The following is a 24,080-nucleotide window of genomic DNA, read 5'->3' on the forward strand; positions in this document are numbered from 1 at the left end:
CACAGTTGCTAAGGCAGCTTTTTTGTTGTTTACTAAAAGGTAGTTTTGTTAAAGAAGGTTTGTTTTCGTTTAGCTATATAGAATTATAAGATATATTTCTTTTTAAGGTGGAACAGGTATATGCCGAAACCAATCGTTAATCTTAGTGATTATGATCCAAATTGGGGAAAACAATTTGAATATGAACAAAAAAGAATTCTTGATGTTTTAGGTGATAAGGCTGTTGGAATTGAACATATTGGAAGTACTTCTATAAAGGGGTTAGAAGCCAAACCAATAATTGACATTATTGTAGGTGTACAAGATCTAAATGAAATATCTAACTTTGTTAGTCCTTTGAGTGAAATAGACTATGAATATGTTCCTAAACCGGAGGTTAAAGATAGAAGGTTTTTTAGGAAGGGCTTATGGGGACAGGGTACTTGCCATCTTCATATCTGTGAATTTAATAGCAGTGAGTGGATTGAAAAGTTATTATTTCGTGATTATCTTAGGCTAGACCCCAAAGTAGCCGAGGAATATGCATCTTTAAAAAAAGAACTTGCCTCCAAATATCAGTTCGATAGACCTACCTATACAAAGAAAAAAGAACCTTTTATAAAAAAGATTATCGAAAAAGCTATGAAGGAAATACCTTGTAAATAACATTGCTTATTTAAGTAAAGGGTGCGATAGTTGAACAAGGATGGCTGCTTTGACAGCCTTTACTCTTTGTTTAAAAACTGGCTAGTTTAATTTAAGAAGGAATAATTTATGTATTGTAGAACTAAATTTAACTGGTGAAAAAAAGGAGAATTTTTTGTATGAGTGAATGGAAAGTGGAACTAAAGTAAAGGAGATATAAAAGTGGAAATCAGAGATGCAACTTTAAATGATATTAATGAATTAACTTTTCTGATGGAACAACTTGGTTATCCTACTACAATTGAAAATATGGAAACACGTTTCAAAAATATAGAATTAAATCCAGATTATAAGACCTTATTAGCTACTTTTGATGGAAAAGTAGTTGGGATGATTGGACTTTTAAAGGGATACTACTATGAAATGGAAGGTTGTTATGTTCGCATAGTAGTACTTGTTGTAAATTCAAGTTATCGTAGTAAGGGGATAGGAAAAAAACTGATTGCGGAAGCAGAGAATTGGTCAAGAAAAAATGGAGCTACTGGTATTGGACTAAACAGTGGAAACCGACCAGAGAGAGTTAACGCACATAAGTTTTACAAAAATAGAGGTTATGTAGAAAAAAGTATAGGGTTTGCAAAAGGGCTTATCTAAAGATTGTTGTTACCGTTTGTGAAATATTGTATTTAAACTATAGGGTGCTTGAGTTCAGGAAGGATTGCTGCGGCAATCCTTTTTTGTTGTTGTGCTAACGTGGAGTTTAGCTCAATGAAAAAGTTGGATCATTAAAAAATATTGTATAATTGGGATATATTACAATGTGGATATGGGGGAACTTTATGAAAACTATAGGACTAATTGGTGGAATGAGTTGGGAGTCTTCGGTTGAATATTATCGAATCATAAATGAAGAGGTAAAAAACAGATTGGGTGGATTACATTCTGCAAAATGTCTTTTATATAGCGTTGATTTTGCCGAGATTGAACGCTATCAATCGGAAGGTGATTGGGAAAGAGCAGGTAAAACATTAGGAGAAGTTGCATCATCTTTAGAAAATGCAGGTGCAGAATTAATAGTAATTTGTACAAATACGATGCATAAAGTAATTGATTATATAGAAGCAAAGATAACAATTCCTATTTTACACATAGCTGATGCAACTGCCAATCAAATAAAAAAATCAAATATTACAACGGTGGGATTATTAGGCACTAAGTATACTATGGAGCAAGATTTTTATAATTCCAGAATAGTATCTAACGGAATTAGAGTTTTAGTTCCAAATAATACTGAAAGAGAATTGATTAACAAGGTTATATATGAAGAGTTGTGTTTAGGTAACATCAAGCAATCATCAAGGGATTATTACAAGAAAGTTATCAAAGACTTAATTGCAAATGGTGCTGAAGGAATCATATTAGGATGTACGGAAATTGGATTATTAGTCAAACAAGAGGATTCAGAAGTTCCTTTATTCGATACAGCAGAAATACATGCAATTGAATCAGTTAATAAAGCATTAGAATATTAAGTGGTATAGACAACTTTCAATAAATATCATGAAATCTTATTAAACAAACGGGTGCTTTACTTCAATAAGGGAGGTGGCTTAAGCAGCCGTTTTCTTATGGCACTAACGGGGCAGTTTGAAGAAGGATTAGTCTTCTTTTTGGTGAATCTAATAAAAGAACTCGAAAGAAAGGAGAACAAAATGTTGGATAATAGATATCAAAAATTAATTACATGGGTTGAAGATATAAAGGAGCAAAATCACAGCTCTGCATCGGCTTTGCTTATACTTAAGAATGATGAAATGGTAATAGAACATTACAGCGGAAGCCACTCCAATACAGAAGGTTCATCGCCTATTACTCAATTCTCACAGTTTAATGTCGCATCAGCGAGAAAAAGTTATTTAGGGTTAGCTGTTGCATATGCAATCCATGAAGGTAAAATTAAAAGTCTTGATGATTATGCAGTAAATTACTTTGAAGAATTCGATAAAGAACTACTTGGCGGAACGACCATTAGAAATTTAATTACTCATTCTCATGGTTTAAATGAGGATAAGAATGGAACGGTTTATAGAGAGTTCGATCCAGGTCAAGGATGGGCGTACAGAGGGATTAATGTGTTAATGATGACACAACTTATTAAACGATTATACAACCAAAGTATTCCTGAATTGTTACATAAAAGAGTCTTTTCACCTTTAGGTTATAAGGAAACGGGTTGGCAAACAAAAGAAAATGAGAAATTAGTTAAAGTCATTGTAAATCCTAACGAAGAGGCGACATCTATACTGGGGAATTCAAATGATGGAACTGAGTCTAACCTTTATGTATCTGCTCGAGAATTTGCATATTGGGGAAATCTTCATCTAAGAAGAGGAAATATAAATGGAATACAAATTGTTCCAAAAGAAGTAATAGAAATTGCAACACAAGTTCAAAGCCCTGAATACAAAAGTGAAGAAACACCATTGAATGGTGCGTTTTGGTATGTCCAAGGAACTCCATCATTAAAAAGTGAGATTGGAGACCGAGTACCAAAAGGTGCTTTTCAAATAATAGGTGTAACAGGTCCAACTTTATTAGTAATTCCTGAATATAATGTTGTTGTTGCAAAGATGTATAACAAAAGATATAACTATGAAGGAATTGATGGAAAAAATTATCTCTATTATTTAAGAGAATTTAGTAACTTAGTGGCTGATACATTCTCTAAATAATTTTTGTTGCACTAACGGGTGCGTAGTTGAACAACATTCGGTTGGTTAGGCAACTTTTTTGTTGATTAACCAAAGAGCAGTTTAGTCAAAGAAGGGATTAATATAAACTATCGATAAAGTAAGAATAGAGGAGTAAAACGAAAATGAGGTCTTTTTTATAGAAAAGATACCTGTAAAGACGCTAAAAAAAATAGAAGAAGACATTAAAAAAAATGATTTAGGAAAAGCGAGGGATAGACTACACGGGTTAATATCAACCTATCCTAATGCATTGGAGCTCCGTAAAAAATTAGGAGACATTTATTTTGAATTGAAATATCCTTCGATGGCCGGTCGTTACTGGTATTTAGAAGAAAACAAAACACCAGAAATGGTAAAAGTGTGTAATGAGTTTGAAAAATCTATGGTAAATGACCCTAAGAGAATTGCTAGAACCCTAAAATTTAAAGGCGATGTTGAAATTTTAAATAGAATGGAATTACACGGGGAATTTCCCCTTATTGAAAATAAAGTGAAAGAAAAATTGCTCCAAGAATCCGAAGATACATTCCAAGATAAATTACTTACATTTGGCTGTTTATCAATCTTAATTTTAATAGTTATATTTGAAGTAATTGGAATTTACGCATTCTTTAACTGGATATTTTGATAGGATTTATGAAAGTGGATGGATAAAATTCGTGAAAAACTGCACTTAAATTAACGGGGGCATTAGTTAAAGTAATGGAGGCTGCTTCAGCAGCCTTCGCTAGAAGAATTTATTGTAGAAATCTTTCCTTATTTTCTCGCTAAGATGGGCGTAGACCCTGGTTGTTTCACTTTTTTCGTGTCCGAGTAAAGTCTGAATTATTTCAAGAGGGGCCCCATTATTTAATAAATGAGTCGTGAGTCGCATAACTGTGTCGGATTTGGTGTGGGGGATATTTTTATTGAAGGCTGCTCTTTTCGAAATTCGCTTTATGAAGTAACGTATCTGGGCTGTACTCATCCTATGAGGACAGCGTTCCGTGACAAATAGGGCTGAATCTTGATCCTGCCGGTCAGCCAGGTAACGCTTTAACCAAATGTCACTGCGTGTATTGAAATAAACTTCGCGTTCTTTATCTCCTTTCCCTCTGACTATCACTGATCTGCTGGACCAATCTATGTGCTCTTTGTTGAGCAGCATTGCGACTTCACCAATCCTGCACCATGTCGAAAACATAAATTCATCCCAACTTAGGCTCCTTTATTTTTATGGCTGGGTTGTGATCCAAATAGCCTTCTTCATATGCCCACCTAAGTAGGGATTTTATGAATCGTATACGATGTGCAAGACTTACTGGCTTCAAATGATCCCCATTTCAGAGAATGGTAGCTTCATGGCTTTAGATCCGCAACCAGGTGACGAGGATGACCCAACTTCACAGAATGGGTATACGTATGCAGATAATAATCCGGTGAATTATATAGATCCAGATGGTAATGATGCTATATGGATTACCGCATCAAATGAAGCAAATGGTTTTGGACATACATCATTAGTTATCTATGGAAAAGGGGATAGTGGGAAAGGATGGTATTACTTTTATTTTGGCAATGATGGTAATATTGCTTGGCCAAAACCAAAGGTGGTAGTTAAATTCATAAAGAAAAGTAAGCCATCTCTGAAGTATATTTCGAATAATGACGGTTATAAATACAAGTTTGATAAATCTGTATATATTAAAGGAAGTTTTCAAAAATCCCTAGATTATGCGTATGAGGTTCAAAGGAAAAAACCACACTATAGTGTTGGAATTAGGAATTGTTTAATGGTATCGGGGAAAGTTTTAAACAAGTCAATAAAATGGAATAATCAATGGAAAGTAAACAACGCAGTTGCTGCTAAATCACCTATTTGGGCTCATATACTTATGGCTCGTTATTTTTAATGAGAAGGATGAAAGAATGAAAAAATACTACGTTATTTTGATGATACTATTATTAATTGGGTGTGAAAATGAACACAATAAAGAATTTGGAGAGAAAGGTGTGCCTAATTTAACAGGGAATTCATATGGGAATTTAATCAATAACGGATTTGTCGCTAAGCAGGACAACCTTTTAATTTATATGAAGTATAATGATTCCAATATTCCTCTTATCAGCAATAATGCTATTATGATTAAAGAAGAAGATGGGACAAATGAGGTAAAGCTCACGTCAAAAGGATTTGGAGATTTAAATGTATGGGAGGAATGGGTTTATTATACCGTAATGCCTTTCTCGGATATACCGGTGTTATATCGAATAAAATTAAATGGGACAGAAAAAGAAAAATTAGTCAAAGGTGCTGACTATGTACAAGTAAAAAATGATCAGATTTACTATTATGATTCGATTAAGAATGGTATTTATAAAATGAACTTGGACGGGACGGATAAGGTTCAAATATATTCACCAAAACCGGAAGTTACAATGAATTTCTACGTTGATTGTGAACATATTTACTTTTATAAACCTATAGATGAAGATGGTGAAGAAGGAAAACTATATTCGATGTCACTAAATGGAGAAAACGTAAAAAAACTAAATGATACAGTTTCAAATTTCCAGGTAATTAATGATGCAGATGAGGAATATCTCTATTATACAGATGTAGATGAGCACTTGTATAAAGTGGATAAACAAAAAGGTAAGGAAATGAAAATAACTGATCAAAAGTTTTCATCAATAATCGTAGATAAAGATTGGATTTATTACTTGAATGCAGGTGATCACTATTATTTATATAAAATGAAAAAGAATGGTGAAAAAAATCAATTATTGATACAAAAAGAAATATCAGATATAAATGGATTGGATAATTGGATTTACTACAAATTAGATGGTCATGAAGACATATTCCGAGTTAATACAGACGGGACAAAAAACAGATTATTTTCAAAGCATAAGTAACGTATGGTGCCTGTCACTCCTCGAATTTTTTAAAAGCATAATAGATTCGAAGAAAGCTCTGTGGAGGAGGATCTCTACAGAGCTTTTCTGCTAAAGCAGAGGGGAGTCCCCTCTGCTTTAGAACTTTTTCTAAAAGTACACACTGTGATATAAATTGAAACGCTGTATACGCGATCCGTCGTACGGTGTTGTGAGAGGGGCGAAAATAATACATTTATTTTCCCTCTACTCGATTGGATTAAACGGGTTGTAATTATTCATATTTAGTTGAAACGGGTGCGATTCTACAGAAAGAAGTATGTTTTTTCTTATTCCAGTACGTGGCAGGTTAGAGAAAGAAGGAGTCTGTCATAAATTAGAGAATTAATTAAGATAACATAGTTTTTTGGGGGATACAAAGTGAGGAATAATGCTACCTTTTTAAAAAGTGTAAATACTTTAGTACAAATGCACGAAAATGGACTTTTAGGTGGAGAAATAATGCCTGAAGATGTTTTGATTGGTGTTGTTACAGAAGAAGAAATGATGAATGTTTTAACATTGGCAATGGCGTTAAATTATCAAAGAAATTCATACACGTTATGGGAATCTGTAGTAAAAGCGTATCAAGATTCAAATACCAAATGGATTTTTGATCCGACTCTTGCAGCTAATAGCAATACAGAGCGACTTCGAGAAGCATTACTCCTTCATCGTGTAGGATTGCAACCAAACCGCCATCCTGAAATTTGGCAACGTGTAGCCAAAGGCCTTGTGGAATCTTCGGAAAAAGGAGATGTGCAAGGATTGATTGAGTTTATTCAATCTGACATCGCTCCTCTAAAGGCAATGATGCAAGGAACGCGAAAATCAGATTTTCCTTATCTCTCTGGACCGAAAATTTTTAATTATTGGCTATATGTTTTGGAAAGTTATACAAACGTTTCATGGAAATCTCGTGAATTAATCACAATTGCACCAGATACACACATTTTAAAAGCTTCGGTTAAATTAGGTTTATGTGCAGAGGAAGTTTTAAATGGTGGAGCAGATGATAGACAAGTGGTTGCTACTGCTTGGGAAACGGCACTTGCTGGAAGTGGATTAGCACCAATTGATGTACATACTCCATTATGGTTATGGAGCCGAGCTGGGTTTCCACCAATTCTTGCATCATAACCTTTTAGCTCATCTAATGGTAGAGATTCTTTAATATTGAGGAATAGCTTTTTCTTATTGAAGTAACAGGCCGGTTTAGCGCAAGAAGGTGGTATGGAAATAAAAGGTGAATCTAGAATTTGGTTAAAATCGGAGGTGTGGTTTATGCAACAATATGTATATCATATGGTACCGAATGAGATGGAAGGGGAGAAGTTGATACCCTTAAATTTTTTGAAGAATCCTTATCCTCAACTTTATGAGAAATATATTAAAAATATTTTGACCACCCTGAGAGACCCAAACTGCTTAGAAAACAAGTTCCAAAACTAAACTGTTTATGGAATGATGTTTTACATTTTCTACCTTTGCATCCTCATTACGTTTACCAAGCAATCACAGCTTTAGATATTAAGACTAAAGAAAAACAGCCCTTTTTTAAAATTCCTATTCAATATTTAAAAAACAATGAAAACGCTATCTATATTTACTCCAAAGAGAAATATAAGGGTCCAGCGGAACCTATCGAGGAAGGTCAAATTAAGATAGTGGATATTTATGATTATAAAGAACTTCCAGAATTGCCATCAGCTACATCTGATTATTACAAAAATGAAAGCAGAAATGGCAATAGATTTGGATTGTTTCACTACGTCCCACATTTTTTAAGTCTGGGAGAAGTCGAAATTGGCAATGTTGAAATAATAACTTGGAATGAAATCAAATAGATTGTGAAGTATGGTACTTAAACTATAGGGTGCATTACCTCAACAATGGGGATAATGCCATTTTCTTCTTCAAGTAACGGGTAGCTTAGTAAAAGAATGGAGGAGGAATTTTGAGGAAAGTCAATGTCTGTCCGTATAGTGTGGACTGGGTTGCTATGTTCATTGAGGAATCAAAAAAACTTAATCAAATTTTCGGTAACGAAATTATAGAAATTCATCATATTGGTAGCACTTCTATTCAAGGGCTGAAAGCCAAACCAATTATAGATATTATGCCCGTTGTCGAAGAAATTAACGTTGTCGATAAATTTAATAATGAGATGAAGAGCATTGGATATGAACCTAAAGGTGAGAACGGACTACTTGGACGGAGATACTTCAAAAAAGGCGGAGACAATCGAACTCATCACGTACATATGTATGAGGTTGGAAGTTATGGAATAGAAAGACATTTAGCATTCAGGGATTACTTAAGAACACATTCAGATGTTAAAGTGAGCTATGGCGATTTAAAAGAGAAGTTAGCTCTTCAATTTCCATACGATATTGAATCGTACATAAATGGTAAAGACCAGCTTGTTAGGGAAATAGAAAAAAATGCACTTGATTGGTATAAAACAAATTCAAGCCAATTCAAGCCAATAAGTATTGGAAAACTAAAGAGTAAGAGTGTAATGGTGTATCGTATCATCCTTTAATAAAGTTATCTTTGTGAAATATTGTACTTAAATAAACGGGTGCATTTGTTCAATTGGTAAACATAAAAACAACCGCCAAAAGTATTCTTCTTTGGCGGTTAGAGTTAATCGTTTATTTCTACCCTTTTGTCTTAATAGATTCATACTTAATAAGCGTAATATTCATTTTAGAATCAGTATCCCTATACCTGTAGTCTTTAAACATGTTAGGAATATCTACTCGTAGCGTGATTGTATCAAAACACTCTTTATTATTTTTTTCCGTATCATTAACTCTTGTTGAAATTTCCATCTTGTACCATATATCGGATTCCTTTTTAGTATGGTCTGCAATTAAAAAAACTTTTGTTACTTTAATAATATTCCATGACATTTGTTTGCCATATTTATCAGTAATTATCTGATTTAATTTTGGTTCAATTACCTTTAGTAATATGTCCTCAGTTGTTGAATAAACCTCCTTTTCAACCTTTCCATCCTTCGAAATGAAAGATACTTTTAGCTCACCTACTTCAGCACTTGTTAAATTACCCGTTGAAAAGAAAAATATAGCAGCGAAAAGTAAATGGTAATCACCTCGTTGGTACTTAGTTTCATTGTTATATTGGCGTTTCGCTAATTTTAGATACAGATTTGATGAATAAAAAGGCTGATATAATCTTCTTCTTCAATAAACGGGTGCTTTACTTCAATAAGGGAGGTTGCTACGGCACCCTTTTTCTTATGGAACTAGAGAGGTAGTTTAGTTAAAAAAGCTTAGTATAAACGCACAGTGAATGACGTTTGCTTTCACAATAGTACTGTATGGTTATATGTGTTTTTTTTTATTTTTTTAGGAAAACTAATCAAAAATTGATTTAATACAACAGGAGGCAGCAATATTGAAAAAACTAATAACCTCATTATTTATTTTTTGCTTTATAGCCACTGGAATTGTTTCAAATGCAACAGCAGAGGTAGACGAACCACTTAAAACTCCTATTATAAAGCAATCTGATCAATGGAAAATCGAAATAAAAAAGGGTAAAGAGACGGCAAAGACTACTAATGATAATGTTGAATTATATAATGTAAACATTACAAATATTGGTAAAAAACTCGAAAATGTTGAATTCAACACTTACAGAAATGAACAAAATACTGAAACAAAATACGGATTAAGTGTTTCTGACTTTGAATATAAGGAGTTTAAACAGGGACAAACCTTCGAATTTCCGAATTTTCCTATATTGAGTAAATACAGTGAACTTCAATTTGAAATAAGTTGGCACGAAAAACCGCACAGTAATGAAGTTAAGGGCAGAAAATACAAGGAAACCTTTACTTTTACTAAATGAAAGGTGTCAATCTTAGGCACTTTTTTGTGCTTTTTTTCGCACAGTTTGTGTCAACTCAACAATCAGTTTTATGAACTAACAGGTGCTTTAGCTTAGGATCAGAGCTGTTTTTAAGGCAGCTCTTTCTTTATACAAATTTTTGGGCCCTTTAGTTAAAGGAGAGGATAAAATAACCGTAAAGAATTTCTTATGGGAAGGGTAATATGGAACAAATTAATTTTTTTGAAAACAGTCTTTTTTATGAAAAGGTAGAGAAAACTTTCTCAGAACACAAAAAGCTAATTAAAGAACGTATGCCCGAAGCTTCATCACATTGGAAGTTCCGCTGTCCCTAATAGCCTTACAAAGGGTGATTTAGATATACAAGTGCGTGTAAATTCTGAACAATTTCAGACACTCTCAGCATTATACGAACTTAATGAAGGTAGTGTAAAAACGGACTGGTTGATATTGTCCCCTTTAAGTAGACATCCAAAAAAACCTTCATCTTACCATGAAGAAAAGAGTGCTACTTGGAGGGGATTTTTCTATGGCGAAGAAAGGACAAACTTTTAATACCTATTCAGATGAGTTCAAACTTAAGGCCGTTATGAAATATGTAAATGGTTCAAAGAGCTATAAAGCATTGGCTGAAGAAATGGGGATCCGTAATTGCAGTCAGCTTAAAGTATGGGTCGAAAAATGGAAACAAGGTGTTCCTTTTGATGTAAGAAAGGATGTGTCAAATCCTTTAAAAGGCAGACCAAGAACTACATTTAAGTCGGAATTTGGGCGGGAGCGTATAACAGATGAATTAAATGAAATGGGGATACAATCAATCATTCGGAAAAAGAGAAAACGTCATGGTCAGAGTCCGTCAGTCTTCTTTCCTAACCGACTGAAGAGGAACTTCAAGGCTATGGGACCTCAACAGAAGATGGTCACAGATATTACTTATGTATCCGTCGAAAAGAATTTTATTATTTATCTGTTATCCAGGATCTTTTCAATAATGAAATAGTAAGTTGGGTGTTATCCAAGAGAAACAAAGAAAAAAGACGTTGATGGAGCTTTTTTACATTCAGACCAAGGCTTCCAATATACGTCAAAGCTGTATAACAACCGATTAGATGCGTTTGGAATTAAGGGCAGACATTCTCGTAAGGGAAACTGTTTAGAATAATGCCTGTGTAGAAACGTTTTTCTCCCACCTCAAAACAGAAAAATTGTATGTAAATAAGTGTACTTCTGGAGAAGAACTAGAACAAGCTCTTGATGAGTACATTTATCACTACAACTACAAACGAAGACAAAAGAAACTTAAAAAACGCGCGCCGATTGAATATCGACACGCGCTTGTTGCTTAGTTTTTTTATGTTGTCTACTTGACAGGGACAAGACCATATAAGGGTTTTTCCCATTAACAGACTTTGTGCCGTCAAATTGATTAATAGCCGCCGCCCATGAAGCAAGAGCAACCGATGATGATTAACAAGATAAACAATACTACGATTAGAGCAAATCCACTACCATAGCCGCCACCATTTCCGCCACCATATCCATATCCATTTGCCATATTATCCACCCCTTCGTAAATTCTTGGTGTCACTCAATTTATCCTATGTACAAGCAATCACGACGGACAGGGCTTTTAACAAGATTTTTGTCCATTTTTGCAACCAAAAAGCGCAGGTGTTAGGCTGCGCTTTTCAGAGGAGTAAATGTCTGGATCGGAGTTGTTTTGGGTTGATCAGCTTACTTTAATTTATGCCGTAATATCGAAACGGACAAGGTAATCTGCCTTATTTGCGCAAAATTAAACAACTACCCTTCTGAAGAGTAGTGGTATAAGCTTCTTATTTAAAATTTGTTACAGTAAAATATCAGCATATTAGTGATATCATAAAGTCTCTTAATTTTAAAGGAATTTCATAGAAATTAATGGAAATCCTATTGGATTGCACTAACAAAAAGTGAGGGCCTAAATTATGAAATATAAAACTAAGCTTATTGTGCTGATATCTCTTTATCTAATTTGGGTTATAGGCACTGCCATACCTGTAATGTTAATTGATGAAAATTATATTCTCTATCATCAGGGACCAGATTATTCTAATTATTCTATTATAATCTTAAAGATAGGTTTATTTATAATACCGGTATTTTAATTATGTACCCCAAATCGAAAGCACGCCCTTCAAGTGCTTTGTATGGGTCTATCAGCTTTCTTTTTAGTAATTTTTATTCTGTTGGAAGATTTTAACCCTATTTTTATGTAGGAGGTAAATAATATTTTTTAGGGCTGTCGATAGATATCAATGGCTTTTTAATTTAAATAATACAGAGACAAACATAGTATACTAGCAGGCTAAATGTGCGTGAAGAAGGAACTAGTAAAATTCCTTTGAAGGTGGTTTCTTTTTGAATTATAAATCTTTTATTTTGTTTTGTTAGGTGCGATAGTAACGTTTCTTATTATAAGCTTGTTTAAAGGGAATGTTGAATGGGATAATTTAATCCCTATTATAGTTGGTGGACTAATTGGTACTGCCTTTGCTTCTTATAAAGGCAGGACTTAATAAGGATGTGAAGATTTCTACTTTAACTACCATGAAAATAAGTTTCTTTAAAAAAGAAAAATGAAAATTCTTAAGAAGACCCTGCTCAATCGTTTTTAAAAAAGAGGAGAGCAGCGTTAACTATATATGAAAAATGATGTGATTTTAAATAAGATTAGCTTGATTGAGCGCTGCATGAAACGCATTCAAGATGTTTATGGCAACGATGCTAGCAGCCTAAAAGACTTCACTAAACAAGACTCCATCATACTCAATATCCAACGAGCCTGTGAAGCATCCATCGACTTGGCTATGCATATTGTGGCTGACCAGAGTTTGGGATTGCCTCAAAGCAGCAGAGATTCGTTTGATATGCTTCACGTTTCCTTAATTATTGATGAACATACAGTTAAACGCCTTAAAGCCATGGTGGGTTTTAGGAACATATCTGTTCATGTATCAGACAATTAATATAGACATACTGCAGCAAATTGTTGAAAATCACCTCGGAGATTTTACTGACTATACAAAGCAAATCCTAAAATTCTGAAAAAGGGGTTTTATGATGGAATACAAAATCCGGGTTTATGACTTACATACAAATAAAGAAACAATCAAACTAGATGAGGTTTTTGAAACTAAAGATGAGGCTGAAGCTGCGATTGAAAAACTGGAACTTCAGTATCCAGAAAAATATGAGTATGTGAAGGTTCCTGTAAAAAACTAATAATTGCAGACCCTGCCCTAGCTATATTTTAGCTGCTACGCTAACAGAATAATAAAACATAATATAATTATGTAAAAAACTGGATATGTCCAGCCGCTGTATGAAAATAGCATGTATGGTGCATGTTAAAGGTAAAATGCTTTTCTGTAGCATGACTCCGTTTCAGGACTGGCTGGTGATTAACAAGTGAATAAATGTATTGTGTATTTCCTATACCTTGCAGCAGGATTTTTCCTTTTCTTTTCGTATTCAGGATTTGCAGAAGGGGAACTGTCAGGGTCTGTAGAAAAAGCTTACGTAGCTAAAAAAACAAAAGAGATTGTAGCAGAAGAAATGGGCATGAATGTTGTCGAAAAAACAAATTACGAAATTTTGCTTTCCTCTGGATACAGGATTTCCGTCCCTAAAGAATATTATGATAGTTTATCAAAAGGTGAACCGGTGACAATTTTAAAGAAAAACCATGAAGCAAAGTTAATTTCTATTAAATATTGATATTAAAAGGCTCTTTTCTTAAAGATTGTTGTTTATTTATATGTTCTCGCTGTTAAACCGGGTTGATTGGAGTGTACTGTACGAGACTCCTGCAGAATTAGAGGGAAGGTGATACCCCGGAAAGCGCCGCTGAGGATGCTCACCGCCCGCACCGCGCGTAAGAGGGCACCCTAGAGCGGAAATCAGCCCCTTGTTCCTTAACAACAAAGTTTACGAAAACAGCCTAATAAAAAAATACTGTTCTCTAGCACCCCCAGAATAACTTGCGGAAAACAAGGAAATCTGGGGGTGCTGCCGTATTATCTGCCATCATTATTTGTGTTACAATTGTTCAGGATATAAACTACAAGAATTGTCTAGTTAATGAAGCCTTTGGTTGTTTTTTCATTTCTCTATCTTAAAACAGGTATTTTATCATTAATTTAGTTTTGTTACAGACACTCACCGGAAGGAGCAAATCTCTTGAATATAAAACTAACAAAGAAAATCATCAAAGAATTATGCGGAACAGTCTCCTTCAAACGAGGTGAGGCTTTTTACACAGCAAAAAAAGTTGAATTTGAAACAATCAATACCGATCGCTGTGAAGCAACGGTGACTGGCAAAGAAGAGTTCAGGGTAATTGTCCAAAGTGAAGAAAGCGGAGGTTTCAGCACCTCCTGTACTTGTCCCTCGCTTGCTTCCTTTCAAAGGAAGTGTCAGCATGTTGCCGCTGTTTTGCTGACGATATTTGAACATAAACATTCCCTTTCTTCACTTTCAAATCCAAAGCATGCTGGATTTGAAAGTGAAGAAGGAGAAAACGGCTGGCTTGATTTATTCAGCGAAAAACCAATACCACAAACCAGGCACCAGCTGCACTTTGAAACCAGGCAAGTGATCCATACGGAATTCATATGCAAACTCCTCGATGCAGATGAAAAGATTGTAATTGGTATAGAAATGAAACTGAATTCAAAAAAAATCGATCATATCTATGGTTTTTTGGAAGATATAAAAAGGCGGGAAAGGGATTTCTCATCATATTCTTTCATATATAATCCCTCCCTTCATTGCTTTTCGGAAGAAGCAGACACTGTTTTACAGCACTTAGTTCAAGTGACTTCCGATAAAGTAGTATACAGCAATCCTCCTTCAGATCGATATATTCATTCAAGCAGTGAGGAAGTATTGCTAATTCCTCCAACAGCATGGAAATTGCTTGCTCCCGTGCTGGCGAATTTTTCTTCGGTCAAATTCGAAGATCAGCTGAATGCCTATAATCGACTTGTAATAACCAAAGAATTACTTCCTTTGCAATTTGCCTTTTCAGAAAGCTCGGGAAATGATTATCAGCTCAAGATAAATGGCATGCAGAGCGTCCAAATTTTGGATGACTATCATTCTGTTTTTTGTGAAGGGAAATTCTTTCAGCTGACAGATGAGGACTTCAAACGTCTCTGTGAATTACAGCAAATGCAAAAGCAATCCGGACACCATGTCATTCCGATTTCAGGCAGTCAAGCAGGTTTTTTTCTTGAGAAAGTAGTTCCTGGCTTAAAAAAATTGGGTCAGGTCCAAATTTCAAAAGCCATAACATCACAGGTTATGAAAACGCCGCTGATTGCAAAGCTTTATTTGGATCGGGTGAAGAATCGCCTGCTTGCTGGGCTAGAATTTCACTATGGCGGGATAGTGATTAACCCGCTAGAAAGCATGGAATCACCGGGTTCCCTACTTGTTAGAGATATTGAAAAAGAAGAATCTATTTTGGAAGTAATGGAGAACAGCTCGTTTGCCAAAACAGATGGCGGCTATTTTATGCAAAACGAAGAGCTGGAATATGAGTTTTTGTATCATGCAGTGCCAAAACTTCAAAAGCTTGTGCAGATCTATGCGACAACGGCAGTCAGAAACCGGATTTTCAAAGGGACATCAAGACCTCAAATCAGTGTGAGGATAAAGAAAGAACGGACAGATTGGCTGGAGTTTACATTTGAAATGGATGGAATTCCTGAAAAAGAAATACGCGACCTTTTACTCGCCTTAGAAGAAAAAAGAAAATATTACAGGATGAAAAATGGGTCACTATTCTCTCTGGAAACAAGGGAAATAGAAGAGATCAACAGGTTTTTGAACGCTGCTCCAAAACAGAGGCAGGATCTCGAAAGTTCATGGGAAATGCCCATTGTAAAAAGCCTGGCTTTTCTTGATGCTTCTGGAGAAAGCGATGTTTTTTTGCTTGAAGAGTCGTTTCGTCAATTTCTTGAAAAAATCAGCAATCCCGCATTGCTCGATGCTAAGATTCCACAGAGCCTAAAGACCATTCTGCGGGATTATCAGGTACATGGCTACAAATGGATGAAAGCATTGGCAGGATATGGTTTTGGCGGGATTTTAGCAGATGATATGGGGCTCGGCAAAACACTGCAGAGCATCTCCTATCTCCTGTCAGAGCTCCCTGTAATCAGAAAAAAGAAGCAGCCGGCACTTGTTGTCTGTCCTTCATCGTTAACATACAACTGGCTCAGTGAAATGATGAAATTTGCTCCGGACATTCAAGCTGCAGTATCAGATGGCAGCCAAGCGGAAAGAATCCAGCTTCAAAACAATATAAGTGAACTGGATGTAATTATTACCTCATATCCTCTTCTCAGAAGAGATATCCAGTGGTTTGAGAAGCAAAGCTTCCATACCGTATTTTTTGATGAGGCACAGGCTTTTAAGAATCCTGCTACCCAAACCGCCAGGGCAGTAAAAAAAATCCACGCAGATCACCGTTTTGCACTGACTGGGACGCCTGTGGAAAATGCAAGTGAGGAGCTGTGGTCCATTTTTCATGTTGTATTTCCGGAATTATTCCTGGGTTTAAAGGAGTATAGTAACCTGACAAGAAAAACGATTGCCAGGAGAATCCGCCCATTTATGCTCAGAAGGCTGAAAAAGGATATCCTCGAAGAACTGCCAGGGAAAATGGAGCTTATAGAAACAGCTGACCTGCTTCCAGATCAAAGAAAGCTATATGCTGCTTATCTGGCTAAGCTTCGGCATGACACATTAAAGCATCTTGATAAAGATACACTCCGGAAAAATCGGATCAAAATTCTGGCAGGATTGACAAGGCTGCGCCAAATTTGCTGCCACCCTGCATTATTTGTGGATGGATATGAAGGAAGCTCTGCTAAATTTAACCAGCTGCTTCAAATCATAGAAGAATCCAGACTCACAGGCCGAAGAGTGCTGATTTTTTCCCAATTTACAAAAATGCTGGAGCTGATAGGAAAGGAATTTTCAGGTAAAGGCTATCCTTTTTTCTATCTTGACGGCCACACACGCCCGGATGAGAGATTGGACATCTGCAGCAGGTTTAACACTGGAGAACGTGACTTTTTCCTAATTTCCCTGAAAGCTGGCGGAACAGGACTCAACCTTACCGGAGCGGATACTGTCATTTTATATGATAACTGGTGGAACCCGGCAGTAGAGATGCAGGCTGCCGACCGGGCGCACCGTATTGGCCAAAAAAACATTGTCCAGGTAATTAAGCTCGTTGCCCGCGGTACAATTGAAGAAAAAATGAATGAACTTCAGGAGAAAAAAAAGCATCTTATTGAGGATATTATTGATTCTGAAGAAAATAAAAAAAATGCGGCACTTACAGAGGAAGACATCCGGAGCATTTTATTGATATAAAGGGCCATCTAATGGCAGAAATTAAATGTAAGAGAACACTCACCTGGAGCCAGCAAATTAATATTTGCTGGCTTGTTTTTTGCTGCAGCAGGTTTGCTTAGTGTGTTTGGCAGAATAAAATCTATTAATAGAAGCATACTATCTCTCGCTAAGATTTTCGTTTTCAGTAAAGGAGAAATAGTGATGCAGGGATCTCTAGAAATAATAATCAGGACCTTTACATCCTTTCTTTTGCTTTGGATTTTTATTTCGCTGATTGGCAAACAGGCAATCGCACACAGGTCGAACCATTTATATATTGCTTCGATTACAATGGGTACGATTGGCGGAAATCTTGCTTTTAATATCAAAATTAAATTTTTGTATTTTATTATCGCTCTTATTTTAATGGGAGCCATCGTTTATATATTGAACATCCTGGCCGCCAGAAACTCCAACTATCGAAAATGGATTGCAGGTGCACCATCAGTTTTAATAAAAGATGGAAAGCTGCATGAAAATACGATGAAAAAGATTGATTATTCATTGGATACTCTTATGCAGGATCTGCGCGGAAAAGATATCTTCGATGTGGAGGAAGTAGATTTCGCAATTCTTGAGTTAAATGGAACATTGTCCGTTAAAAAAAAGTCTCAGTTCCAGCCGCTGTCAAGGCAGTATTTGGATGGAGTGCTTAGGAGTGGTCCTATTGAATTAATCATGGATGGCGTGATGCTCCCGGAAAATCTGGCGATGAGCAGATTCAGTGAAGAGTGGCTTATGGCTGAATTGAAAAAGAAAAAACTTTCAGTATCTGATATTTCCTATGCGGTGGCAGGATCGAAGGGCAATCTATATGTTGAACGATACGGGAAAGATTCTGAATAACAGATCAGTTTCTATTTAAAAGATATGGCATAGATAGTATGATGATAAATAGAATACTTTCCTATGAAAGGGGGTTTTTGTATTTATTATCTTAATGACAAAACGGCTATCATTACAGGAGTGAGCCATGAAAAAGGAATAGGGGCAGCGGTTTGCAGGAGGTTTGCTAAAGAAGGCGCAGATATCTTTTTCACTCATTGGTCTGCAGATACAGGCTGGCCAGAAAGCTTCCAAAAAGAAATAGAGGATTATGGTGTACGTAGTAATCATGCAGAAATAGACTTGTCTCATCCTGATGCTGCTGCCCATATTATGGATAGGGTGTCTGCTGTAATGGACTTTCCTCAAATCCTGATAAACAATGCGGCACATTCTGTAAGAGACAGTTACAAGGAATTAAATGCAAAAATTCTGGATGATACATATGCTGTTAATATGAGGTCAACCTTTTTGCTATGTACAGAATTTGCCCGCAGATCAATGGGTACGAAAAATGCGTCAGGCAGGATTATCAATATGACTTCAGGGCAGGCTTTAGGGCCGATGGTTAATGAGCTGGCTTATGCAGCAACTAAAGGAGCAATTTCAGCCTTTACAGTTTCATTGTCAGCAGAACTTGCGCCTTTAGGCATTACAGTGAATGCTATTAATCCAGGGCCGACCGATACTGGCTGGATGACAGGCGAAATAAAGGAACACCTTCAGCCTAAGTTTCTTTCTGGACGCATGGGAAAACCTGAGGATGCGGCGCGCTTAGCTGCATTTCTTGCAAGTGAAGAAGCCCAGTGGATCACAGGGCAGATTGTGAACTCTGAAGGCGGGTTCTTGCGAAGTTAAAGGCAAAATTTAATAGCTTAGTATGAATGAACATTAAATGCCCCGCAGTGTGAAGTATCGGGACAGTAAAACGGCAGCGGCACCGCTGCCGTTTTATGCTTTAGTAAGAGTCAACTTAACTTTTAATCCGTTTAGTAAGCGCTATACTTGATGCATGCCACCCCAGATTAATAATAGGACTTGAAGAATCGATTAATTCAAGTTAATATACCGGTATTCTTTAAAAAGAGAAATACAACTTGCAGTCTGCCTTCGATTCTAATTTCATGATAGTACTTTATTTAGACTTAAATGGGAAGATGTGCAGCCAAATGGGCTTTATTTATAATAATGAGTTCAGAACGGCAAGTAATGAAAGGGAAAATTTTATATGCTGCTGCTCAAAAGTTTTATTTTAGGATTTTCTGTATCAGCTCCAATAGGGCCAATAGGTTTATTATGTATTCAAAGGGTTCTCTTAAAAGGGAGATCTGCAGGGTTCCTGACAGGACTAGGTGCTGCCACAGCCAATATTATCTATGCTGGCATCGCTGCTTTCGGTTTTTCTGCCATTTCATTCTTTTTAGTTGAAAAACAATTATATTTTAAAATCATTGGAAGTCTTTTTTTGCTATACTTAGGCATAAAAACATACTTTAAAAAATCTACTAACAAGGCAGCTGACTTGGATGGCAGCAGCTTGTTCCGTATGTATGCCTCAACACTCCTGTTAATGATTACGAATCCTGTTACAATTTTGAATTTTGCCGGAATGTTTGCGGGATTTGGCTTTGAGCAAAATTCAAGTCCCGTGCAGACAAGCATCCTTTTGATCAGCGGCGTTTTTTTGGGTGCCATCTCCTGGTGGATCATTTTAAGCCTTGCTGTCAGCATTCTTAGAACAAAAATTACTCCATATATGGATTATGTAAATAAAATAGCCGGGTTATTGATCGTTATTCTGGCTTTATTGAATTTCATACATTCTACTTAATGCTAATGATAAAACCTTAAAGAGACTTTGAAGTATATTCTTCAAGGTCTCTTTTTATTTTGGTACCTTTAGTTTGTTTAAAAAGTTAAAAGATTTATCTTTGTATTCTCATTTAGTTTTTGGAAATATAATATGTTTAAATACGATTCTCTTGCTGGATAGATGACTATTGGGACCTAAAGATTTACTCATTGTGACAGTAATATAGTGGTTGCAGTCCTTAAATTCTGATATAGCGGCAATTTTAATCATTAAAGGCAGATAAAAAATATATGAAAATAGTAAAGCGTTTGTATTGACATATAATAGGTTCTATATAATAATAAATATCGAATTATAATTATTATAATCTAGTTGATTATAAATATTAAAACATCTAGGAGGAAATTCACTATGTCATTAATTGGAACAGAAGTAAAACCATTCGCAGCAAAAGCTTTTCATAACGGAGATTTTATTGATGTTACGGAAGGTAACTTTAAAGGAAAATGGAGTGTAGTTTGCTTTTACCCTGCAGATTTTACATTCGTATGTCCTACTGAATTAGAAGATCTGCAAAATGAATATGCAACTTTGAAAGAACTGGGCGTGGAAGTATATTCCGTATCCACAGATACACACTTTACCCATAAAGCATGGCACGATCACTCAGAAGCTATCGGCAAAATTAAATATATTATGATCGGTGACCCTTCACAAAAGGTTTCCCGCAACTTTGATGTATTAAACGAAGAGGAAGGTCTTGCTGATCGCGGTACTTTTATCATCGATCCAGACGGCATCATTCAAACAGTTGAAATTAATGCAGACGGAATTGGCCGTGACGCAAGCACTCTTGTTAACAAGATCAAGGCAGCGCAGTATGTCCGCAACAATCCGGGAGAAGTTTGTCCTGCTAAATGGCAAGAAGGAGCTGCAACACTGAAGCCTAGCCTTGACCTTGTAGGAAAAATTTAAGGAGCTTAAATCAATGTTACTAGATGCAGATATAAAAGCACAGTTAGCCCAATATCTTGAATTGCTTGAAGGCGATGTTCTGCTAAAAGTCAGCACTGGAACCGATCCGGTATCCAGCGACATGCTCGAATTAGCAGATGAATTGGCCAGCATGTCAAATCACATTAAAATAGAGAAAACACAGCTTGAGAGAACACCAAGCTTCAGCGTAAACCGTATTGGCGGAGACACTGGTGTTACCTTCGCTGGCATTCCTTTAGGACATGAATTTACTTCATTAGTGCTGGCGCTGCTGCAGGTCAGCGGCAGGCCGCCTAAGATTGATCAAAAGGTAAGTGATCAAGTTAAAAACATCAAGGGTGAATTTCACTTTGAATCATACATCAGTCTCAGCTGCCACAATTGTCCTGATGTTGTTCAGGCACTGAACTTAATGAGTATTCTTAATCCTGGCATAACACATACCATGATTGATGGTGCTGTATTCAAAGAGGAAGTTGAAAGCAAGGACATAATGGCTGTGCCAACTGTTTTTCTGAATGGGGAATCTTTCGGCAGCGGGCGTATGACACTTGAGGAAATTCTTGCGAAATTGGGAAATGGCCCAGATGCAAAAGAACTTGCTGATAAGGATCCATACGATGTGCTGGTTGTTGGAGGCGGTCCTGCGGGTGCAAGTGCAGCAATCTATGCAGCCCGCAAAGGCATTCGTACAGGCATTGTAGCTGAACGCTTTGGCGGCCAAGTTATGGATACCTTGGGCATTGAGAACTTTATAAGCACGAAATATACGGAAGGCCCTAAGCTTGTCGCAAGCCTTGAAGAGCATGTTAAAGAGTATGGAATAGATATATTGAACCTGCAGCGTGCCAAGAGGTTAGAAAAGAAAGACTTGGTCGAACTTGAATTGGAAAACGGTGCTGTCCTGAAGAGTAAAACTGTAATCCTTTCAACAGGAGCCCGCTGGCGCAATGTTGGCGTACCAGGTGAAGAAGAGTTCAAGAATAAAGGTGTAGCCTATTGTCCACACTGTGATGGTCCGCTTTTTGCAGGCAAGCATGTGGCAGTTATCGGCGGTGGTAATTCCGGCATTGAAGCAGCAATTGACCTGGCAGGCATCGTGAAACATGTAACCGTTCTTGAATTCATGCCAGAACTGAAGGCAGATGCCGTACTGCAAGAACGCCTATACAGCCTGCCTAATGTAACAGTTTTAAAAAATGTTCAAACAAAGGAGATTACCGGAACTGATAAAGTAAATGGGATTTCCTACATTGAACGTGATACAGGAACTGTTCAGCGGGTTGAATTAGAAGGTGTGTTTGTCCAGATTGGACTTGTGCCAAATACCGACTGGCTAGGCGATGGCATTGAGCTGACCCGCTTCGGCGAAATTGTTGTGGATAAGCACGGCGCTACAAACATAGATGGAGTGTTTGCTGCAGGCGACTGTACAAACAGTGCATATAAACAGATCATTATATCGATGGGATCAGGTGCAACTGCAGCTTTAGGCGCATTCGATTACCTTATTCGTAATTAATGAAATGTAAGAAAGCCAGATGCTATTTCAGATAGCATCCGGCTTTCTTTTTTTGCATCTTATGAACTTCAATGGATGCTCTGCATAAATCATATTTATGATAATAAAAGGTAACTTCGTAATAAAGAGATGGTAAACTGCTCTGCGGAGAATCCATATTTAGTAAGCTTCAAATTATCTTTCAGATAGGAATTAAGGTAAAAATAAACGTGTTAAAGGAAATGTACCTTTGTGACATAATCTTAAGAGAAGAACAACGTTTATATGCTGGCCTGTATGCAATGTCCATTTGATTTTTGAAAATATTAAACTTTTTGTCACAATAAGTCGATAATATTAGTTGGGTAATAACTAAAATTGTTTTGTTACTTTCTTTTACATAACAGGTTGACCGCTTAGACATAGGATTATCGGGGGTAAGGTAACTATGAGGAGGTAGGTTTCATAAAAGGAGTGTTTCAGTTGAAAAGTAAATATTCATCTCTAAGTTTAGCTTCACGTATCACATCTATTTTTTCATTATTAATCGTCATATTACTTGTACTATCAGTTATTTCAAGCGTTTCGAAAACAAAGAAAGCGACTGAAGATTCTATATCTCAATACAGTAAGCATTTAACGGAGTCACTAGCAAATAAGGTAAACTCAGAAGAGTATGAAAAATTCTTAAATGCTAAGGAAGAAAACGATGCTTACAGAAGTGTCAGAGAACAATTGAATTCTTTCAGAGAGCTAACCGGTTCGCTCTATGTTTATTCTTTAGAGTATTCAAATAATAAAGTGAAAATATTAGTAGATGGTGAACCAAACGACGCAAAAGCGGGGGAGTACTCACCTATTGGAGAGTCTGCTGTCACAACATCTTATGAGGATATAAAACCCGTATTAAGTGGTAAAACAACCCACACACCTATTGTCCATGATAAGAAATATGGGGACTACTTATCGTCTTTTGCACCTATCAAAGACAAAGATGGAAAAGTCATCGGAATCCTGGGTGTGGACACAGACGCCAAAATGGTGAAAGAGATAACCAATAATATTATTAGTTCCAGTTTACCTAGCACAGTGCTAGTGGGTCTACTTGCCATTATTATCGCCATCGCATTTAACATCTGGATGCTTAGAAGGTTGTTAAACCCTCTTAAAGGGATTCAAGCAACTGCAGAGAGCATTGCGAATCATGATTTACACACAGCCGAAAAAGAAATCAGTAAAGTAAAAGCGTTCTATAATGATGAGGTAGGTCGACTTTTAGCTTCAGTAATTACGATGACAGGAAACCTAAGAGCCATCA

24 protein-coding genes and 2 pseudogenes are annotated in these 24,080 nt (G+C 36.4%); 23 read left to right on the forward strand and 3 right to left on the reverse strand.

Features of this window, described 5'->3' with window-relative positions:
• The first annotated feature begins 120 nt into the window (after positions 1-120).
• The 5 genes from BM126_RS13640 to BM126_RS13660 all read left to right on the forward strand — a co-directional run bounded on the left by BM126_RS13640 (position 121) and on the right by BM126_RS13660 (position 4,005).
• Entirely contained in the window at positions 121-645 is a 525-nt protein-coding gene (locus tag BM126_RS13640; protein WP_090990004.1) for a GrpB family protein, read from the forward strand.
• Between the two features lie 201 nt (positions 646-846).
• Positions 847-1,278 carry a GNAT family N-acetyltransferase gene (locus BM126_RS13645; RefSeq protein WP_256213102.1) on the forward strand — a complete coding sequence of 144 codons (432 nt, stop codon included), beginning with the start codon at positions 847-849 and terminating at the stop codon, positions 1,276-1,278.
• A gap of 185 nt (positions 1,279-1,463) precedes the next feature.
• Complete coding sequence (locus tag BM126_RS13650; protein ID WP_090990005.1) at positions 1,464-2,156, forward strand: aspartate/glutamate racemase family protein; 693 nt, start codon at positions 1,464-1,466, stop codon at positions 2,154-2,156.
• Positions 2,157-2,336: 180 nt separating this feature from the next.
• A complete protein-coding gene (locus BM126_RS13655; protein WP_090990303.1) occupies positions 2,337-3,356 on the forward strand; it encodes a serine hydrolase domain-containing protein in 1,020 nt (339 codons plus the stop codon).
• A gap of 157 nt (positions 3,357-3,513) precedes the next feature.
• Positions 3,514-4,005 (forward strand): DUF6584 family protein, encoded by a 492-nt coding sequence (locus BM126_RS13660; protein WP_141770073.1) that lies wholly within the window; start codon positions 3,514-3,516, stop codon positions 4,003-4,005.
• A 99-nt stretch (positions 4,006-4,104) separates the two neighbouring features.
• On the opposite strand, the gene BM126_RS13665 is transcribed toward BM126_RS13660, so the two are convergent.
• Positions 4,105-4,560 carry a tyrosine-type recombinase/integrase gene (locus tag BM126_RS13665; RefSeq protein ID WP_256213103.1) on the reverse strand — a complete coding sequence of 152 codons (456 nt, stop codon included), beginning with the start codon at positions 4,558-4,560 and terminating at the stop codon, positions 4,105-4,107.
• Between the two features lie 157 nt (positions 4,561-4,717).
• Between BM126_RS13665 and BM126_RS13670 the strand changes: the two genes are divergently transcribed.
• From BM126_RS13670 to BM126_RS13690, 5 genes are all read left to right on the forward strand, one after another.
• The gene (locus BM126_RS13670; RefSeq protein ID WP_090990007.1) at positions 4,718-5,269 is read left to right on the forward strand and encodes a hypothetical protein; all 552 of its coding nucleotides are present in this window, start codon (positions 4,718-4,720) and stop codon (positions 5,267-5,269) included.
• Between the two features lie 16 nt (positions 5,270-5,285).
• Positions 5,286-6,275 (forward strand): DUF5050 domain-containing protein, encoded by a 990-nt coding sequence (locus tag BM126_RS13675; protein ID WP_090990008.1) that lies wholly within the window; start codon positions 5,286-5,288, stop codon positions 6,273-6,275.
• Between the two features lie 399 nt (positions 6,276-6,674).
• A complete protein-coding gene (locus BM126_RS13680; RefSeq protein ID WP_256213104.1) occupies positions 6,675-7,433 on the forward strand; it encodes a hypothetical protein in 759 nt (252 codons plus the stop codon).
• 347 nt (positions 7,434-7,780) lie between these two features.
• Positions 7,781-8,140, forward strand: coding sequence for a hypothetical protein (locus BM126_RS23355; protein ID WP_371261449.1), 360 nt, complete (start codon positions 7,781-7,783; stop codon positions 8,138-8,140).
• Between the two features lie 110 nt (positions 8,141-8,250).
• A complete protein-coding gene (locus tag BM126_RS13690) occupies positions 8,251-8,838 on the forward strand; it encodes a GrpB family protein (RefSeq protein WP_177201428.1) in 588 nt (195 codons plus the stop codon).
• 118 nt (positions 8,839-8,956) lie between these two features.
• On the opposite strand, the gene BM126_RS22430 is transcribed toward BM126_RS13690, so the two are convergent.
• Entirely contained in the window at positions 8,957-9,211 is a 255-nt protein-coding gene (locus tag BM126_RS22430; protein ID WP_090990010.1) for a hypothetical protein, read from the reverse strand.
• 508 nt (positions 9,212-9,719) lie between these two features.
• Between BM126_RS22430 and BM126_RS13700 the strand changes: the two genes are divergently transcribed.
• The 3 genes from BM126_RS13700 to BM126_RS23360 all read left to right on the forward strand — a co-directional run bounded on the left by BM126_RS13700 (position 9,720) and on the right by BM126_RS23360 (position 11,521).
• Positions 9,720-10,175: a hypothetical protein gene (locus tag BM126_RS13700; RefSeq protein WP_090990011.1), complete on the forward strand. Its 456-nt coding sequence runs from the start codon at positions 9,720-9,722 to the stop codon at positions 10,173-10,175.
• 529 nt (positions 10,176-10,704) lie between these two features.
• Positions 10,705-11,175 (forward strand): transposase, encoded by a 471-nt coding sequence (locus tag BM126_RS13705; protein ID WP_371261450.1) that lies wholly within the window; start codon positions 10,705-10,707, stop codon positions 11,173-11,175.
• A 205-nt stretch (positions 11,176-11,380) separates the two neighbouring features.
• Positions 11,381-11,521 carry an IS3 family transposase gene (locus BM126_RS23360; RefSeq protein WP_177201454.1) on the forward strand — a complete coding sequence of 47 codons (141 nt, stop codon included), beginning with the start codon at positions 11,381-11,383 and terminating at the stop codon, positions 11,519-11,521.
• Positions 11,522-11,601: 80 nt separating this feature from the next.
• Here BM126_RS23360 and BM126_RS13710 read toward each other — a convergent pair whose 3' ends face one another.
• Positions 11,602-11,730, reverse strand: a complete 129-nt coding sequence (locus BM126_RS13710) for a YjcZ family sporulation protein (RefSeq protein WP_090990012.1) — start codon at positions 11,728-11,730, stop codon at positions 11,602-11,604.
• 1,129 nt (positions 11,731-12,859) lie between these two features.
• On the opposite strand from BM126_RS13710, the pseudogene BM126_RS13720 reads away from it, so the two are divergent.
• The 10 genes and pseudogenes from BM126_RS13720 to BM126_RS23365 all read left to right on the forward strand — a co-directional run.
• A pseudogene (locus tag BM126_RS13720) lies at positions 12,860-13,262 on the forward strand (DUF86 domain-containing protein).
• Positions 13,263-13,277: 15 nt separating this feature from the next.
• Complete coding sequence (locus BM126_RS22440) at positions 13,278-13,439, forward strand: hypothetical protein (protein ID WP_177201429.1); 162 nt, start codon at positions 13,278-13,280, stop codon at positions 13,437-13,439.
• Positions 13,440-13,625: 186 nt separating this feature from the next.
• Positions 13,626-13,934 (forward strand): hypothetical protein, encoded by a 309-nt coding sequence (locus tag BM126_RS13725; RefSeq protein WP_090990014.1) that lies wholly within the window; start codon positions 13,626-13,628, stop codon positions 13,932-13,934.
• 462 nt (positions 13,935-14,396) lie between these two features.
• Positions 14,397-17,606, forward strand: coding sequence for a DEAD/DEAH box helicase (locus tag BM126_RS13730; RefSeq protein ID WP_090990015.1), 3,210 nt, complete (start codon positions 14,397-14,399; stop codon positions 17,604-17,606).
• 183 nt (positions 17,607-17,789) lie between these two features.
• Positions 17,790-18,473 (forward strand): DUF421 domain-containing protein, encoded by a 684-nt coding sequence (locus BM126_RS13735; protein ID WP_090990016.1) that lies wholly within the window; start codon positions 17,790-17,792, stop codon positions 18,471-18,473.
• 81 nt (positions 18,474-18,554) lie between these two features.
• On the forward strand, positions 18,555-19,310 hold the full coding sequence (locus BM126_RS13740; protein ID WP_090990305.1) for an SDR family oxidoreductase: 756 nt from the start codon (positions 18,555-18,557) through the stop codon (positions 19,308-19,310).
• A gap of 370 nt (positions 19,311-19,680) precedes the next feature.
• Entirely contained in the window at positions 19,681-20,283 is a 603-nt protein-coding gene (locus BM126_RS13745; protein ID WP_090990017.1) for a LysE family translocator, read from the forward strand.
• Between the two features lie 393 nt (positions 20,284-20,676).
• Positions 20,677-21,240 (forward strand): alkyl hydroperoxide reductase subunit C, encoded by a 564-nt coding sequence (gene ahpC / locus BM126_RS13750; protein ID WP_090990018.1) that lies wholly within the window; start codon positions 20,677-20,679, stop codon positions 21,238-21,240.
• Between the two features lie 13 nt (positions 21,241-21,253).
• Entirely contained in the window at positions 21,254-22,783 is a 1,530-nt protein-coding gene (gene ahpF / locus BM126_RS13755; protein ID WP_090990019.1) for an alkyl hydroperoxide reductase subunit F, read from the forward strand.
• A gap of 1,119 nt (positions 22,784-23,902) precedes the next feature.
• Positions 23,903-24,064: pseudogene (locus BM126_RS23365) on the forward strand (HAMP domain-containing protein); the annotation flags it as partial.
• Between the last annotated feature and the right edge of the window lie 16 nt (positions 24,065-24,080).

It is taken from the genome of Bacillus sp. OV322, assembly GCF_900112495.1.
Taxonomy (GTDB): domain Bacteria; phylum Bacillota; class Bacilli; order Bacillales; family DSM-1321; genus Peribacillus.